16 protein-coding genes are annotated in these 17,095 nt (G+C 44.3%); all 16 read left to right on the forward strand.

Features of this window, described 5'->3' with window-relative positions; genetic code table 11:
- Positions 1-4 precede the first annotated feature (4 nt).
- The 16 genes from R7Z10_RS17370 to R7Z10_RS17445 all read left to right on the forward strand — a co-directional run bounded on the left by R7Z10_RS17370 (position 5) and on the right by R7Z10_RS17445 (position 16,983).
- Complete coding sequence (locus tag R7Z10_RS17370; protein WP_025767597.1) at positions 5-1,450, forward strand: hypothetical protein; 1,446 nt, start codon at positions 5-7, stop codon at positions 1,448-1,450.
- A complete protein-coding gene (gene gspM / locus R7Z10_RS17375; RefSeq protein WP_005381197.1) occupies positions 1,447-2,097 on the forward strand; it encodes a type II secretion system protein GspM in 651 nt (216 codons plus the stop codon). Before R7Z10_RS17370 ends, gspM begins: the two co-directional genes overlap by 4 nt.
- The gene (locus R7Z10_RS17380; protein WP_005381196.1) at positions 2,090-2,422 is read left to right on the forward strand and encodes a hypothetical protein; all 333 of its coding nucleotides are present in this window, start codon (positions 2,090-2,092) and stop codon (positions 2,420-2,422) included. The genes gspM and R7Z10_RS17380 overlap by 8 nt, the downstream gene beginning before the upstream one ends.
- Positions 2,423-2,442: 20 nt before the next feature.
- Positions 2,443-4,083, forward strand: coding sequence for a pilus (MSHA type) biogenesis protein MshL (gene mshL, locus R7Z10_RS17385; protein WP_025767598.1), 1,641 nt, complete (start codon positions 2,443-2,445; stop codon positions 4,081-4,083).
- Positions 4,084-4,127: 44 nt separating this feature from the next.
- Entirely contained in the window at positions 4,128-4,973 is an 846-nt protein-coding gene (locus tag R7Z10_RS17390) for an ExeA family protein (protein ID WP_005381192.1), read from the forward strand.
- The gene (locus R7Z10_RS17395; RefSeq protein WP_258657000.1) at positions 4,970-6,064 is read left to right on the forward strand and encodes a lipopolysaccharide assembly protein LapB; all 1,095 of its coding nucleotides are present in this window, start codon (positions 4,970-4,972) and stop codon (positions 6,062-6,064) included. Before R7Z10_RS17390 ends, R7Z10_RS17395 begins: the two co-directional genes overlap by 4 nt.
- A complete protein-coding gene (locus tag R7Z10_RS17400; RefSeq protein WP_005381188.1) occupies positions 6,061-7,785 on the forward strand; it encodes a GspE/PulE family protein in 1,725 nt (574 codons plus the stop codon). Before R7Z10_RS17395 ends, R7Z10_RS17400 begins: the two co-directional genes overlap by 4 nt.
- 8 nt (positions 7,786-7,793) lie before the next feature.
- A complete protein-coding gene (locus tag R7Z10_RS17405) occupies positions 7,794-9,017 on the forward strand; it encodes a type II secretion system F family protein (protein ID WP_005381186.1) in 1,224 nt (407 codons plus the stop codon).
- A gap of 3 nt (positions 9,018-9,020) precedes the next feature.
- Positions 9,021-9,482, forward strand: coding sequence for an MSHA biogenesis protein MshF (locus tag R7Z10_RS17410; RefSeq protein ID WP_318105388.1), 462 nt, complete (start codon positions 9,021-9,023; stop codon positions 9,480-9,482).
- 290 nt (positions 9,483-9,772) lie between these two features.
- Positions 9,773-10,276, forward strand: a complete 504-nt coding sequence (locus R7Z10_RS17415; protein ID WP_318105391.1) for a type II secretion system protein — start codon at positions 9,773-9,775, stop codon at positions 10,274-10,276.
- 63 nt (positions 10,277-10,339) lie between these two features.
- Positions 10,340-10,573: a type II secretion system protein gene (locus R7Z10_RS17420; protein WP_005388453.1), complete on the forward strand. Its 234-nt coding sequence runs from the start codon at positions 10,340-10,342 to the stop codon at positions 10,571-10,573.
- A gap of 115 nt (positions 10,574-10,688) precedes the next feature.
- Entirely contained in the window at positions 10,689-11,228 is a 540-nt protein-coding gene (locus R7Z10_RS17425; RefSeq protein ID WP_318105392.1) for a type II secretion system protein, read from the forward strand.
- The gene (locus tag R7Z10_RS17430) at positions 11,225-11,809 is read left to right on the forward strand and encodes a prepilin-type N-terminal cleavage/methylation domain-containing protein (RefSeq protein ID WP_213901825.1); all 585 of its coding nucleotides are present in this window, start codon (positions 11,225-11,227) and stop codon (positions 11,807-11,809) included. The genes R7Z10_RS17425 and R7Z10_RS17430 overlap by 4 nt, the downstream gene beginning before the upstream one ends.
- The gene (locus R7Z10_RS17435) at positions 11,809-12,537 is read left to right on the forward strand and encodes a PilW family protein (protein WP_213901826.1); all 729 of its coding nucleotides are present in this window, start codon (positions 11,809-11,811) and stop codon (positions 12,535-12,537) included. Before R7Z10_RS17430 ends, R7Z10_RS17435 begins: the two co-directional genes overlap by 1 nt.
- Positions 12,527-12,961: an MSHA biogenesis protein MshP gene (locus tag R7Z10_RS17440; RefSeq protein WP_213901827.1), complete on the forward strand. Its 435-nt coding sequence runs from the start codon at positions 12,527-12,529 to the stop codon at positions 12,959-12,961. Before R7Z10_RS17435 ends, R7Z10_RS17440 begins: the two co-directional genes overlap by 11 nt.
- A gap of 236 nt (positions 12,962-13,197) precedes the next feature.
- Positions 13,198-16,983, forward strand: a complete 3,786-nt coding sequence (locus tag R7Z10_RS17445; protein WP_318105397.1) for a DUF6701 domain-containing protein — start codon at positions 13,198-13,200, stop codon at positions 16,981-16,983.
- Positions 16,984-17,095 lie beyond the last annotated feature (112 nt).

Genomic DNA, 17,095 nt, shown 5'->3' on the forward strand with positions numbered 1-17,095 from the left:
AATCATGGATTTCAAAGCACTATTCGACAAGCTTAAGCGATCATCTAGTGGTGATCGCTCCTGCTTTTTGGTTATTCAGCCAGACGCCGTTTATTTATCATCTTCAATCAAAAGTAGTCGTCCATACCAATTTGATATTTCTGAGTCCAATTGGGAAAAAGCCGTTGAGCAAGCATTGAGCGTTGCAGCGAGTGCGTATGATTCATTAACGGTTGTTCTTTCTCATAACTATTACCAGATGTACCAAATCGACAAACCGGTCATGCCGCGTCAAGAATGGCCAGCCGCATTACCGTTTTTGTTGAAAGAACTGATCTCTGAGCGTGCCATCGACATTATTGCCGATGCGGTCGAGTTACCGAATTCAACCAAAGTGCAAGCATACGTCTTATCGCGAAAAATATTGGATAAGATTGTGTTACTGGCCAGTCGAGCCCAGTTACCATTAGAAGCCATTCTTCCTGAAGACGATATTTGGGGAGAGACTGCGGGTGAACTAGGAAACTTCCTATTATTACAACGCAGTGTGCGTGGTCATTTCCGTATAAGCGCTTTTGTCGAAAATACTATTGCGTTCCACCGCTCTATTCGCAGTGTGACGCCACCGTTAACGGGGGTTCCGTCTAGCGATTTACAGATGGACAGTCTGTCGTTAGAACTGCAACGTTCGATTGACTATCTTTCATCTCAGTTACGCCACGTGCAATTACATCAATTGAAAGTGTGCTGTGATGAAGAGGATGAGAGCGAGCTTGTTCAGGCTCTGAACTACCGTTTAAGTACTAAGGTTTCACCGTTATTACCACCAGAACATGAGCTATCAGGACATGTTTTGGCTGACACTGCGGCTACTTCAAATACTCGACGCGTCAACTTATATCCCGATTACTTAAAGCCGAAAAAAGAGCTCCTGACGCTAAAAAATATCGCGTTATCTTGGGGCGTTGCGGCGGCTGCAATTCTATTTTCTTACGGTTATGTCACTTGGCAGAGCAGCGGTTTGGAAGATGAGATTGCTATTGTAAAAAGTAAAGGCGATATCATGAAGTCAGAGCTTGAACGTTATCAAGTCAAGCTACGTAAACATCAACCTGACAATAATAAGCTGGCAGCTAAAGCCCGCTTAGAGCGTGAAGTCAAGGCGAAGCGAGACTCGCTTAAAGCTGTCGGGAAATACGATGACTCGCAACGCACGGGTTACTCTGGCGTGATGCAATCATTAGCGAAGCTAGGAAACCAAGAAATTTCTTTGTCCGAAATTCGAATCAATACCCATACCTTAGACCTGAAGGGACTAGCGAAAAAACCGAGCTCAGTGCCAAATTGGGTCAGCCAATTTAAAAATGAAATTAGCTTGGTTGGCCGAACGTTTGACGACGTCAAAATAGGTCGAAATGATAAGGATATTGTGACGTTTGAACTAAAAACGCGCGAGGATAAAGAGAAATGAACGAATTCTGGCTCTCATTAGAAGGGCGCTTTGGCGAAATGAGTACGCGTGAAAAAGTGCTCACCGCATTGTGCGGTTTAGTTGTCGTGATCATGTTGCTCTTTACGCTGGTATTGGAGCCAAAGCTTAACGAGATCATCAGTAATGAGAGGCAACTAAGTAATTTAAAGCAAGCCAATCAAAAGATTGAAATCGATACGCTACGTATTCAGGCGCAACTTAAGAAAGATCCAAATGCTGAGATTGATCGCGCGATATCTAATCTGTTAGCTGAGAGTCAGCATCTTTCGATGCAATTAGCGGAGATCATCGAGCATCTTATTACACCTTCGCAAATGGCTGAGCTGCTTGAAAATGTGTTGGAGCAGCAAAGTGGCATTCACCTTTTGTCTCTGCAAACCTTGCCATCTGAGCCAATAACGGAAGATAAAGAAGCATCGCAATACTCTGGTTACTACGTGCATCCTGTTCGTATGGAACTGACTGGTGACTATTTTTCTATTGCTAATTATCTGAATAAATTGGAGAGCCTTCCTGCGAGTTATTACTGGCGCAGCTTTAGTTATAAAGTCGAAGAGTACCCGAAAGCGAAGCTTGTGTTAGAAGTCTACACACTAGGATCTAGAGAGGAGTTTATTGGTGGTTAACAAACTCATCATCTCATTGCTTGTTATGGCAGCGGCAGGAACCGCTTGGGCAAACCAGGACCCAACGGCCCCACTTGGTTGGGAAAAGCCAGCGGTTGAAACGTCAGCGAAACCAAAAGTTAAACGGTACCGACTGCCTAAGCTCAACAGTATTGTGTGTAAGCCAAGTACTGATTGTATCGCGATTATGGATAACAAACTTGTCGAAAAAGGCGAGCTATTTAAGGGTTATCGCGTCGCGAGCATTAATAGTGAATTTGTAACTTTAAAGCGTGGTAACCGTCAGTGGGACCTAGAGCTTTTTGATTTAAACGTAAAACAATAATAACCAGAGCCCGATCAGATATGCGCAAATTAGTTGTAGGAATAACGATTGCTTCTTTAATGGGATGTTCAATGGGTCATCGGAATCCAGTGGAAGTTAAAGAAGCGCTCAATGAATCGATCAATCAAGCGAACAGCCGCACATTGGAAGAAATCCCTTCTTCTGTTGAGGCAGACTTAATGCCAAATTTAGACTCGAACGTTGCATCAGAGCAAGGCACCTCGAAGCGTTTTCGTATTCAGGCGAATGCGGTCGATGCAAGAAGCTTTTTCGCCTCATTAGTGAAAGGCACTGAGTACAGCGTGGCGATTCACCCATCGGTACAAGGTAATATCACCGTCAACTTGTCAGATGTGACATTGGATGAAGTTCTGAATGTCGTACAGAATATGTATGGCTATGACGTGGTGAAGTCTGGCAAAGTTATTCAAATCTACCCAGCAGGTATGCGTACTGTGACCATTCCAGTCGATTACCTGCAGTTCAAGCGTTCTGGTCGCTCATTAACCAGCATTGTTACGGGCTCTGTAACCTCGGCTGGTACGTCTAATTCTGGTGGTAGCTCAGACAGTTCTGACTCGTCAGACTCTAACAATGGAAACAACAACGATAGCTCGACCACATCTACGGGTGGTACACGCATTGAAACCATCACTGAGAGTGACTTCTGGCCTATGCTGCAGCAAGCTGTTGCGAATCTAATTGGTTCAGGCAAAGGGCAAAGTGTGGTTGTAACGCCACAAGCGGGAGTTATTACGGTTCGAGCATTTCCAGATGATATTCGCGAAGTACGCGAGTTCTTAGGTGTATCGCAGGAGCGCATGCAGCGCCAGGTCATTCTTGAAGCTAAAATCCTAGAAGTGACGTTGAATGATGGCTACCAACAAGGCATCAACTGGTCAAACTTATCGGCGTCAATTGGTAACTCGGGTAATATCGTAGTCAACCGCCCTGCGTCGACATTACCACCATTGGATGCGATTGGCACGCTATTGGGCGGTCAAACTAACGTGACTATTTCGGATGGTAACTTCAATGCCGTGTTGAGCTTCATGTCTACGCAAGGTGACTTGAACGTCCTTTCGAGCCCTCGTATTACCGCTGCCAACAACCAAAAATCTGTCATCAAAGTGGGTACCGATGAGTACTTTGTTACCGAGCTATCGAGCAATGCAGGCAACGGTGAAAACTCAAATGCAGTTCCTGAAGTGGAACTGACGCCATTCTTCTCGGGTATTTCCCTCGATGTGACTCCGCAAATTGATAACAAAGGCAATGTGTTCCTGCATGTTCACCCCGCAGTTATTGAAGTCACGGAAGAAGTGAAGCAATTGAACTTGGGCGGAGATTTCCAAAACATCCAACTGCCATTAGCGAAAAGCTCTATTCGTGAATCAGACTCGGTTATTCGTGCTAAAGATGGCGATGTTGTGGTTATCGGCGGGTTGATGAAACAGCAAAATCGTGAGCTTGTTTCTAAAGTCCCATTTTTGGGCGATGTACCAGCACTGGGGCATTTGTTCCGCAACGTGAATAACGTAACTGAGAAAACAGAATTGGTCATCTTGCTAAAACCGACCGTAGTTGGCGTGAACTCTTGGCAGAAAGAGCTAGAGCGCTCTCGTGATCTGCTGCAAGAGTGGTTCCCAGATGCGCAATAAGCGCTGGGAAAGGTTCTGTTTTTCAATAGGTTTGTGATTCGAGTATGTACTTGTCACACTTTGGGTTCCGAGTTCAGCCTTTTTCGTTAACCCCAAATACAGAAATGTTCTTGGGGTTAGTCCCTCACTATGAGGCGATCCAAACCATCCTAGCTGCCGTGCAAATGGGAGAAGGGGTGATTAAGGTGACGGGAGAAGTCGGCACTGGAAAAACCATGGTATGCCGTAAGCTGATCGAGCAGATTGAATCTGAAGTTGAGCTTATTTACTTACCCAATCCAGTGTTGAATGGGGAGCAGTTGCAGTTTGCTGTCGCCAGAGAGTTGGGTATCGAGAACGATGATCCGCTGCGTATCGTTTCCCTCATTCAAGAGCACTTGATTCAAGTACATGCCTTGGGAAAGAAAACCGTCTTGATCGTTGATGAAGCGCAAGCTCTTTCCCCACAAGCTTTAGAAACATTGCGTCTATTTGGCAATCTAGAAACGGAACAAGATAAGCTCATTCAATTGGTGTTATTCGGACAACCTGAGTTGGATGAAAGATTAGCTAACCATGAGCTAAGGCAATTTCGTCAACGCATTACGTTTAGTTGCCAGTTACGTCCTCTCTCTATCGATGAAGGCGTGGCTTACATCAATAATCGTTTAGATAAAGCAGGCAATGGGGCGCACATTTTTTCTATTGAACAGAAAAAAGCGATTTGGCGTTCATCCATGGGGATTCCGCGCTTGATAAACCAAATTAGCCACAAGTCGTTGCTTGCTGCATTTAATGATCGTTGCACACTATTAAAAAATCATCACGTTTACGCCGCTATGCACGATACGTTTGATGCCCGTAAACCTAAGTTTAAAACACCCGTATTTTGGGGATGGAGTCAACCTTGAGTGCCATCAATAAAGCATTATCAGAACTTGCTGAAAAAACATCGCCGTCAGAGCTTACTCGTGCGGAGATTCCAAGTGTCTCACGCAGTAAACCTTGGCTTTGGCTTGTCGCCGGTTTTTCGTTAAGCCTTGCGGTTGGTAGCTGGGCGGTCTCTCGCGGTCCTGTCCCTTCAGGCGAGCTATCACAGTTTCAAACCGACGCTATGCCACTGTCGTCTGTGAATGTCTCACCAATTGTTTCATCGGAGCGCACTCACTCGCCAACGAGTAAAATGACGCCCGATACAACTCATGTGGTTTACACCAAACCAGCCACGCAGCCAGTAGCGCAACAGCCTCACATGCAAGAGACTGATAGGTTCACGCCAAGATCTGAGATAAATACCGCCTCTGAAGAGGCAGTTTTACTCGCGCAGTTAGCAACGATGCCGAGCGAGGAACAATACGATCCCGTAACCCACACGACATCAGAAAACAGCTCAATGCGTATTGAGCAGGTTGAGCTTACACATCGTCAGCTTTCTCTTAAGGCAGTTAGTCGAGCGGAAAAGGCACTCGATGCTAACGATATGCAAACGGCGTTATCGGCTTATGCCGAGGCGTTGCGTTATGAGCCAATGAATGCAGACACGCGTCAAAAGTTATCAGCGTTGTACTTTGGTAAAGGTGACACGCGTAAAGCATATGAGATTATTCAAGAAGGCATCAACCTAGATACGAACAATCAAGTACTCCGCTTGGCCTTGTCTAAGTTGTTAGTGAAAGCTAATCAACCTGAAGCGGCGCTGAGCCCGCTTGTTCATTTGCCTCCAGTACCAAGTCGAGATTACTTGGCGATGCGTGCGGCATTGGCACAAAAACACAAGCAAAATGACATTGCGCTTGAGAGCTATCAACTCCTCACTCAGCGTGAACCGGAAAACGCGCGCTGGTGGTTAGGTTTAGCTATTCAACAAGAGCGTGCCCTGGCTTTTACTACCGCGATCAACTCTTACAACCAAGCTCTGGGTAAAGTTGGCATTTCGAATCAATCGCAAGCATTTATCCGTGACCGTTTGAGCATCTTGAAAGAGTTGGAGAGCGCACAATGAAAATTCAGTTGAGAAAACGCTTGGGCGACCTTCTGGTAGAGGAAGGTATCGTCTCTGAAGAACAAATCCAGCAAGCACTAAACGCACAACGCAGTACCGGGCAGAAGCTAGGGGATGCGTTAATTGACCTTGGCTTTATTACCGAAAAGCAAATGTTGGACTTCTTGTCTCAGCAGCTTGGTTTGCCACTGATCGATCTTGGTCGTGCACCTGTGGATGCCGAAGCCGTGCAGATTCTACCTGAGGTACACGCACGTCGCTTACGTGCGATGGTCGTTGCTCGAAATGGGGACACACTGCGCGTTGCTATGAGCGACCCAGCGGATTTGTTCATCCAAGAATCATTGATGAACTTGTTGGGCCAATACAACCTTGAGTTCATTGTGGCTTCAGAGCGTCAGCTCATTTCAAGCTTTGACCGCTATTACCGCCGTACTAAAGAGATCGCCTCCTTTGCTGAGCAGCTGCATGAAGAGCATAAAGATGTACAAAGCTTTGATTACGGTATTGATGAAGCCGATAGTGAAGAGGTTACCGTTGTAAAGCTGGTTAATTCCATGTTTGAAGATGCGGTACAGGTTGGAGCTTCGGATATTCATATTGAGCCAGACGATCAAGTATTGCGTTTGCGCCAGCGTATTGATGGCGTATTGCATGAAACGCTCTTAAATGAAGTGAACATTGCATCGGCTTTGGTTCTTCGACTGAAGTTGATGGCACACCTAGATATTTCTGAAAAGCGCTTGCCACAAGATGGCCGATTCAATATCAAAGTTCGTGGCCAATCAATTGATATTCGTATGTCGACGTTACCAACGCAGTACGGAGAATCTGTGGTAATGCGTCTGCTTAACCAGTCCGCTGGTTTGCGTCCGTTAGAAGAGTCGGGCTTGCCGCCAGACTTGCTTGCTCGCTTACGTCGACAGTTGGCGCGTCCGCACGGCATGATTTTGGTTACCGGGCCGACAGGTTCAGGTAAAACCACCACGCTTTACGGCGCATTGAGTGAGCTCAACGAACCTGGGAAAAAGATCATTACAGCAGAGGACCCGGTTGAATATCGTCTGCCTCGCATCACTCAGGTACAGGTTAACAGTAAGATCGATCTAACTTTCTCGCGTGTTCTTAGAACCTTTTTACGTCAAGACCCAGACATAATTCTTGTTGGTGAGATGCGTGATCAAGAGACGGTAGAAATTGGTCTGCGAGCTGCACTAACGGGGCATTTAGTATTGAGCACTCTCCACACCAACGATGCTGTCGACAGTGCGTTACGCATGATCGATATGGGGGCGCCGGGTTACTTGGTTGCTAGTGCGGTCAGAGCCGTGGTGGCGCAGCGTCTTGTGCGCCGAGTTTGCCCAGATTGTAAAACAGAAGACCACTTAGATGAGTCTCGCCAGCAGTGGTTAGCTGGGCGTTTCCCAAATCAAGTTAGCACCATTTTTTATAAAGGCGCAGGTTGCCAAAACTGTAACTTGACTGGTTATCGAGGCCGAATCGGTGTGTTTGAAATGCTCGAACTTGAGCAAGAGATGATGGATAAATTGCGCGCTAATGATGCGGTTGGCTTTGCGCAAGCCGCGCGCCGCTCAGAAAACTATAAGCCACTGCTTGCTTCTGCAATGGAACTGGCGCTACAAGGCACCGTCAGTTTGGACGAAGTGATGACCCTAGGTGAGGGTGATGCTTCTGGTAAGACTGATCCCATTTTCATATAGGTAAGTGAATGCCAACTTTTCGTTATCAAGGCCGCACGCTAGACGGCTCATCCACTAACGGCAAAATCGAAGCAGTGAACTCAGAAGCTGCGGCGGAAGCATTGATGAACAAAGGGGTCATCCCGCTCAATGTACGTTTAGAGAAAGAGTCGGCAAAAAGCCAAGTGAGCTTATCTAAGCTGTTTGTGCCTGCTATTCCGTTGGAAGTAATTATTCTTTTCTCTCGTCAGTTGTTTAGTTTGACTAAAGCTGGCGTACCTTTGCTGCGCTCTATGCGTGGCTTGTTGCAAAATTGCGAAAACAAACAGCTCAAAGAGGCGCTAGAAGATGTCGTTTCTGAACTGAGTAATGGCCGAGGTTTGTCTTCTGCGATGCAGCAACACAGTAAAGTATTCAGCCCACTGTTCGTTTCTATGATCAACGTCGGTGAGAATACGGGTCGGCTTGACCAAGCGCTATTGCAACTGGCGAATTACTACGAACAGGAACTTGAGACTCGCAAACGCATTAAAGCGGCGATGCGTTATCCAACGTTTGTCATTATCTTTATCACCATCGCCATGTTTGTATTGAATATCTTGGTGATCCCTGAGTTTGCATCGATGTTCACGCGCTTTGGGGTTGAGCTACCATTGCCGACGCGTATTTTGATCGCGACTTCTAATTTCTTTGTTAATTATTGGGTGTTGCTGGTTGTAGCAATGATTGGCGCGTTTACGGTGTTCAGAGCGTGGGTGGCGACGGCTGATGGTCGGGAGAAGTTCGATAAGTTTCGGCTTCGGCTGCCAATTGTAGGCGATATCGTTAATCGTGCGCAGCTTTCTCGTTTTGCTAGAACCTTCTCGTTGATGCTGAAATCAGGCGTTCCACTTAACCAGTCTTTAGCTTTAGCCGGGGAAGCCCTGGGGAACCGCTTTTTAGAAAATCGAATTCTTGAGATGAAATCCGCGATTGAAGCGGGTAGCACCATCTCAGTGACTGCTATCAACAGTAAAATCTTTACCCCTTTGGTGATTCAGATGATTGCAGTAGGGGAAGAAACCGGTCGTATTGATGAGCTGCTGCTAGAAGTGTCGGATTTTTACGATCGAGAAGTCGATTACGATCTAAAAACACTAACCGCAAGAATAGAACCGCTACTTTTGGTGATTGTCGCCGGCATGGTCATGGTGCTAGCACTGGGTATCTTCTTACCAATGTGGGGAATGCTCGACATCATCAAAGGCGGCTAATAGGTGGTTGAAAATCAAAGTCGGGCGACGCTAATCGTTTTTGGGGTAATTGCTACCATCATTGCTGTTGGCTTGGCGGTCAAATTACGTCCTGTGACCGAGCAAGCACAAGTAACTGGAGCGAAGTTAGCGAGAGTTTGGATGCAAGATAGTGTTCAGCGTTATCGTCAAGCTTGGCTAGTACAAGGCGAGCCAGAACATATGCTGATGGATGGTTTTAACCTTACTATGACTGAGGACGGGTTAGTGTCTCCCTTTACTCAGCAAGGTGTATTAGATTGTGGTTATTGGCTAGCGGTGCATTACCCCCAACGTAAAATAATGACCAACAAGTTAATAGATATCAGTGGAGTCATCAAAACTGATCGTTATGTCTGTCAATACACTTATGAAAATGGTCAGTCGATTGTAGTTATTTCAACAGCTAATCAACTGAAAATAGACGTCGAAATGTCGGCGGAGTGAATTTTTTGACACCTAATCACTATAATTGGTATTGAAAGTCGGTATAATGCAATCATTACCATAAGTAACAGGCTGTAATAGTGGGTAAACAATAATGTGTTTTTCTCATTGCAGCATGAACCGAATAATGGCGAATCGTCATTCTGCTCAAGCGGTAGATACAGTATCCCTTCACGGTCAGTTTTAGTGAACGTTGCTGCCCCAAACCGTTTTGACAATATCCAAAATGGTCGCGTGACCTAAACAAAACTTTGCAGTTGTACTGCATGCTTACATAGAGAGAGTAAACAATGAAAAGACAAGGTGGTTTCACCCTTATCGAATTGGTAGTGGTAATTGTAATCCTAGGTATTCTAGCGGTCACTGCTGCACCACGTTTCCTTAACCTGCAAGATGATGCTCGCAACGCAACTTTAGAAGGGCTTGCTGGTGCGATTAATGGCGCGTCTGGTATTATTTATGGTAAAGCTGCTATTGAAGGTATTGAATCGTCATCTGGCCCTGTAAGTGCCGCTGGTGGTAATGTTGATACTTCAAACGGCTACCCGACACCAACTGTAGATAACTTAACGAGAATGGTTGAAGGTCTAGGTGTTAAAGGCTCAAATGAAGATTTTGAGTTTATTAAAGCTATCGATAGCTACACTCCATCAAATGGTGATACAGCAGTGTCTGCTGCTGCCGTGGGCATTGCAGGTTACACGAAAGCATGTGTTGTGTACTACGGAGCTGCAAATGAAAATACTGCGGGTAAAGCAGAGCTAACAGAAACTGATACTCACTGTAAGCAATAGATGAAGAAGGCCAGCTAGTCTGGCCTTTATCTCTTTATTTTGATTAATCTCGGAATAGTTCATATGCGTAAATCATCGGGTCTTAGTGCAATAGAGTTTGTGGTTGTGCTGATTATCTTGGGTGTGATCGGTTATGTGGTATTACCAAGATTTATCAGCTTCGAGCCAGAAACTTACGAAGCGAAGTGGGAGCAAACCAAGCAGACCGCTGAGCACGTTTCTGAAACGCTGAGCAATAAAGAAACTTACGATCGAATTGAAGAAGAGATTGGTCGTTCAAAAGGGCAAAATAACTAGACATTGGTTATTTGTTCGTCTGTTCACACTTCGAATCGAAAAATTATAAACCTATCATTAATCTCATAATTTCATCGTATACTTATCTCGCTTGTTCTAAGCCTAAGGTTGGGTTATGAAAATTCGCAGCTCTGCATTAGGGTTCACGTTAATGGAGTTAATCCTCGTGATTGTTCTCCTCTCTATCCTTTCACTTTTTGCAGCCAGCCGTTTTGTGGGCTCTGGCAGTTTTTCTGCATTTGCACTTCAGGAACAAGTCATCTCAGTCATTCGTCAGGTACAAGTTAATCGAATGCAGTCGAATATTGATATACCTGATAAGCCTTACCCAGAACGATGCTTTCCAAGTAGCTATAAATCAGAAGAAGATCCAAGCTATACCAATTTTTGCTTATCAATAACTAGTGCTTGTATTGGTTCAACAGCAGCATGTTCATTGACGGGTAATGCACAAGATGCTCGCAGTGATGTGGTTATCGATAAGTCGGCTAAGTTTTCAATCATCAATGGTGCAACTAGCCCAATCGAGTTTAACCTGTTAGGTAACCCTGTAAGCGGTGCAGTAAACATCTTAATTGAAGACCAAAATGGCGAAAGCCGCTGTGCAGTAAACATCAATAGTCAAGGCTATGTTTCCAAAGGATCATGCTTATGAGAAAAGTTCGCGGCATGACCTTAATTGAAATGATCATCGCGATTGTCTTAATGGGCATAGCGATGGTGGCATTCACCTCTTTTCTTGTCCCTCAGGTTAGAGATTCTGCCAATCCTCATTATCAAACCCGCGCGGCCGCATTAGGCCAAGGTTTCATGTCGCAGATATTGGCGCGAGGCTTCGATGAAAACAGCGACTTTGATGGTGGTTTAGTACGCTGTAGTGAGACTGTCCTTGGTGGTAAGGATTGTTCCACAAGTCTTGGGGCAGATAGCGGTGAATCAAACCCAGCTAGTTTTAATGATGTCGATGACTATATCGGTTGCTGGTATACACAAGGTACAAAGGCCAGCTGTAACTCTACGCCGTTATACGAGCTGAGTAACGTTCTTGGCACGTCTATGGCAAATGATTACAAGAACTTTCGAGTTGAAGTGAAAGTGCAATACGTTGAATCAGATGGAACGGGTGTCAATAATCCTTCACAGGAAGATATCACGCCTTATAAACGAGTCACTATGACTATTTACGCCGGACAAACACAGCCTTTAACACTGTCTGCGATAAGGGGAAATTACTAATGAAAAATTGTGGTTTCACTTTAATAGAAATGGTCATCACTATTGTGATTAGTAGTTTTATCATGCTCGGGATTGCTGGTTATTTGCAGTTAGGAGCAAAGGGCTATGCTGATACTATTGATAGGCAGAGACTACAAACTCAGGCGCAATTCGTTATTGAGAAAATATCTCGAGAGATTCGTCATGCGGTGCCGAATAGTTTTTTTATCGATGAGAAAGAGAAAAACTGCCTGATTTTTATGCCTATAGAGCACTCTGGTTTTTATGCGATTTCTGGTAATGATATACAGTTTGTGGTGGGTTTTTTTGGTAATAATGCTCCCGAATTTGATAGTGGCTTGAAAATGGTGATTAACCCAACACGGTTAAGTGATTTAACCTCATCCACTCATAGTGTTGATGTTGGAGCCCTTTCTCCAGATTCGAATAAATCATACAAGATCATTAACGGCGCTAGTTCAGTAACTAGTCGCTCCGTTTCTAATCGACACTATCTCTATGATCCATCTAAGTCAGTGAAATATTGCTTTGTAGGCACACAGATACAGCGTAACGGCGAAATAATTGCCGACAATCTTATTTATGTTGATGACCAATCTCAGAGCTATTTCAAATATGATGATACATCGCTTCATCGAGGCGGGCTCGTGCATCTGAGGTTCGCGTTTGAACAGTCCGGTGAAAATAGTGTGTATCAACAAGATGTGCAGGTGCTGAATGTTCCATAATAAGCAAAAAGGCAATGTGTTAATTGTGACGCTCTTTGTCATTATCGTAATGGGTTATTTGGCGGCATCACTAATGAAAGTGACTTGGTCTAACCAAAGTGGTTTAACTCGTGATTTTTTGGGTACAAAAGCATGGTTTACAGCCCAATCGAGTAATGATTGGGTGTTAACAAAGTTTTATCCACTGGGTCTTTCGCCAGCGGTTTCTGTTAACTGTGCCGCTATAAGTAGCGGCAGTGTCACTATTCCTAGCAGTCTGATAGATCCGAAATGTGAGGCGACTCTAAAATGCAAGCCTGTTGGTCAGTTACCGGATACCAATATTGGTAAAGATATAAGTTTATATGTTGTTAGAAGTCTGGCCGTTTGTGGCTCGGGCTTATCAAAAGTTCAGCGACAGCAAGAGATTTGGGTAAGGGAGTAATAATAAGAATGAAAAAACTGATTTTCTTAGCCTTGATATGGATGACGAGTACGGCTAACGTCCTCGCGAAAGAGTACGATATTACGCCGAGTTGGGACCGGGGGAGGTGGAGGTGGGAACCTGAAGATGCAAGGTATTTGTGTGATAACGGTAGTTACCAACACCGATTTAATTTTTTTGTTAGGCCTACAACCTACGTATGCCCGAATGGACTCACGTTAAATAACGGAACCATTGTGTCTGATAGTGAGATGACTATTCGCGCAGAAGGTCAGATTATACTCAAAGATAATAGTCAGGTCGGCAACTCAAACGCTCCCATTAACTTATCCAGTAGCGGTGAGATCAAAACCGAAGTTGGCATCAATACTATCAATGGTAACGTGACAGCCGACAGAAATATTACGTTTAAACAAACTACAGTTGAAGGTGATGTGACCAGTCGCGGTGAGATAAAAACCGAAGATGGCCCCAATACCATCAATGGTAATGTGAAAGCCAAAGAGAACATAACGCTAAAAAAAACCACAGTAGAAGGTGATGTAATAACTAGTGATGGTGAGATAAAACTCGAGGGCGATGCGGGTACGAATACCATTATTGGTAATATTTCCGCTTTAAAGAAAGTTGAAATTAAAAAATCATTAGTTTGTGGTCGGGTAGAATCGACAGATAACGAGGTATCGTTGATTGAATCTAAACTTGGTGACAACCTAGGTGTTTATGCGCTTGTTGAAGCGGTTAAGTCCCATGGAAAAGCTACAGTTAAAAGTTCAACGGTTTGTGGTTCTGTAAACTCGCAATCTGACGATTACGACGTCAACGACAATGACATTTATTGTGGAGTGGATGAACCTGATTGCGATTATGCCCCTGCTAAGTGCCCTGTTTCAAATGTTGAATCGATTTGTGGTTGGGAACTAGAACCAGAACCAGAGCCACTTCCCGATCCAAAACAATGTATTGATGTTGAGGCCTTTGATCAAGAATATGACCTTGAGCAAAAATGGGCAACTATGGGTTACTTTAGCGGTGATTATTATGGACAGGATGGTGCAGAGCCTAAACCATTTATTCACAAGAATCGGTTGAGAATAACCAACAATGTACAGGGCCAAGCTGCGGTTGGCGCATACAACTATATATTTCCATCAAGCAACAACATTGTTGAAGTTGAATTTGACCATTTTGCGTACGATGGTAACCGTAACAACACTGGTGCAGACGGGGTTGCGATTGTTTTTTCGGATGCAAGTGTTCTACCATCTACTGGTGCATTTGGTGGGCCGTTAGGGTATGGAGTGAAACCTGACGACGGCGGTATCGAAGGATTTGCTGGAGGATGGATTGCTTTTGGTATTGATGAATATGGTAATTTCTCTAACGAAGGCAGCTATTATCAAGATAAAAATCCGCTTGATAGCAGTCCGGGACAGAATGACCATTCAATAACAATACGAGGCTCGGGTGAGAAAAAAGGCCCTGGCGAATATATTGATACGAGCAACCATCGTATAGGTACGTTCCCTGAAGGATGGTTCGGTGGATATCGCTTTATTAAAAAGAACAGTAAGGTTGGCAGGCTCGATGATGAGTCAAAGGACGAAATTCACCGTTATCGGATGACGATTGATTCACGGGCTATCGATGGTAGAGATGCCGGGGTTTATGTCTCTATCAAAAGAGCCAGCTACCAAGGTAACCTCAAAGTTGATGTTGATGATAGAGGGAAACTAAAAAGCGATAACCTAAATTGGGAGGACATTATTGATTCTTTCAATATCATGCAAGGTTTTGCTCAATCGACTGCTCCAAGTGAATTTCGAGTGTCTGTAGCGGGCTCTACTGGGTTAGTAAAAAATGTGCATGAAATTGATAACTTTCAAATATGTGCTGATGAGTTCCAACCACTAACAGAAGGTATACATCATTTTGAGTTTGATTATTCTGGAGTTGGCAGCACATGTCAGCCGTCTGATGTAATTCTACGAGCATGTATGGATAAAGACTGTGATACGCTTTATCCTGGTTCAATAACCGATGCCGAAGATTTGCAAGTGACCCTTTCTCCTAGTGCAGCTCATGAGGTTGCTAATTGGGTACAAAGTTCACCGATTAGCTTTAAGGGGTCAACTCACCTTCAGCTGCAAGGCGCAAAAGCGGGTTTCGTGACCATCGGCATTGCAAATACCCATGGTGTTCATCAGTTCGGTTTTGAGGATACACGTTGTCGAATTAATGGCGATGAGCTTTCGGCTGAAAAATGTAAGATTGAATTCCATGGTAATACGTTATCTATCGTTGCTGAAGATGTTATTGCTAACAAGGAGTCTTCAGATAGCAACTATTTTGAATTTTGTTCATCTAGTTCAGCAACAAACACTACTCGTGATATTAAGTTGAGCATGACGTATGACGTTGCTCCTATAGAGCAACCAAGTGTTACGCTAAATTATAAAAAGAGCGACGGGAATAGTACGCCTGTTTGGAGCTCTGACCAAACTATTTCAGGCCCAGAGGATGATCCTGCCTATCTTAGAGATGTTTACTTTGATAATAATGGTCGAGCTAAGTTTAAGTTTACCTATCCTGAAGTAGGTAAAGTTTCGTTTAATGCATCTGTTGAAGGAATCGAAGACTCCAAAGGAGTTGGCACATTTGTAAGCTATCCACATCGCCTCCAAGCAACGGCAAGTGGGTGGTGCGGTAGTAAATCTGGGTGTGATAGAGGGTTTATCGCCGCTGGTAAGGAATTTACTATAAGCATTACTGCTTTTCAGTATAGTGAAGATGATAAAGGTGGCATGCCAGCTAAAAATTACAAAGAAGAACAAATGGTTGTGTCAAATGAAGTAGTATATCCTGCTATAAGCGCCGGCGGGAAAAAAGCAGAACTTCTCACAGATACATATCAACATATCGCCTCTGATGATGCCAAAACGTCATTTTCTCAAACTGTGTCTGAGGTAGGTGCGTTCAAATTTTCAATAAGTGCTCCTGAAGGTAATGTTGAAAATACGTCTCTCTACCTTGGTAAGAGCTCATTCTTGATTCAACCAGCGACCATTACTCTCGGGCGTTTCTATCCGAAGTTCTACAAGTTGCGTGGGCAACATTGGGACTATGCAGGAAGTCAAAGCTTTAACTATATGAATCAAAACTTTGATTCTATGTGGTACGAAGTAGAGGTATTGACTGGTGGGGATGCTCCAAAATCAGTAGAAAATTATAAATACTTCAACAAAGAACATGTAGCATCTTTTGAGTTGAGTGATTCGTTGAATCGGTTTAATGCTCAGGGTAATTTAACACCTTCTTGGGTAGACGCTTTGGGAAGTATTCAACGCTTCACACTGACTCCCCCATTAAGTGGTAAATGTAATGCGATAGAAGGCTTATGTTGGATGAAAAAAATCGCTGCTGTAGGTTACGAAGATGGACCATATAATCTATATGGTAGCAGAACAATGGCGAGTGATATCAAAGTTGGTGTAGCGATAGAGCCGGACCCAATAGCGGTATATGGTGATCCAGTTCTTTCTGAGCAACCCGACATACGTTTCGGTCGCGTTAACCTAGATGATATCGGTGGTAATCAGGGTACGACTCTATATATCCCACTACGTGTCGAGTATTGGGATAATAATCGTAAGCGCTTTGTGCAAAATATAGATGATGACGGAACGGTTATTTATTCAGTGCTTGATGGAAATCCAGAGACAATTTGGCCTGATTACAAAAGCGATTGTTCGATTTTGCTAGAAGGAAATGACACGGTTACAGATGGTGCGACGCGAGAGCTATCGGCTCGGCAAGATCCGAATACATGTAACCCTGTGGGACGTCAACAATCTCGACTTTGGTTGCAGCTTGAAGGCGGTTCTAACAACCTCCCTTGGCTCAAATACGACTGGGACAATGATGGCTCCGAAGAAAACCCATCCTCCGTCGTCACCTTCGGTATTCACCGTGGTAACGATCGCGTGATTTACCGTGGTGAGCCAGGGTTAACCGGACAGTAACAACTTAGGTTTTTGCCCTTAAGTTAGGAAACTGCAAGAAATTGAGGCTTTCTGCTCATGTTTGTGTACCAATACCTTGCTGTGACAGCGAGGCATTGGTACATTTAGAGCA

The organism is Vibrio sp. Vb1018 (assembly GCF_033338775.1).
GTDB lineage: Bacteria > Pseudomonadota > Gammaproteobacteria > Enterobacterales > Vibrionaceae > Vibrio > Vibrio alginolyticus.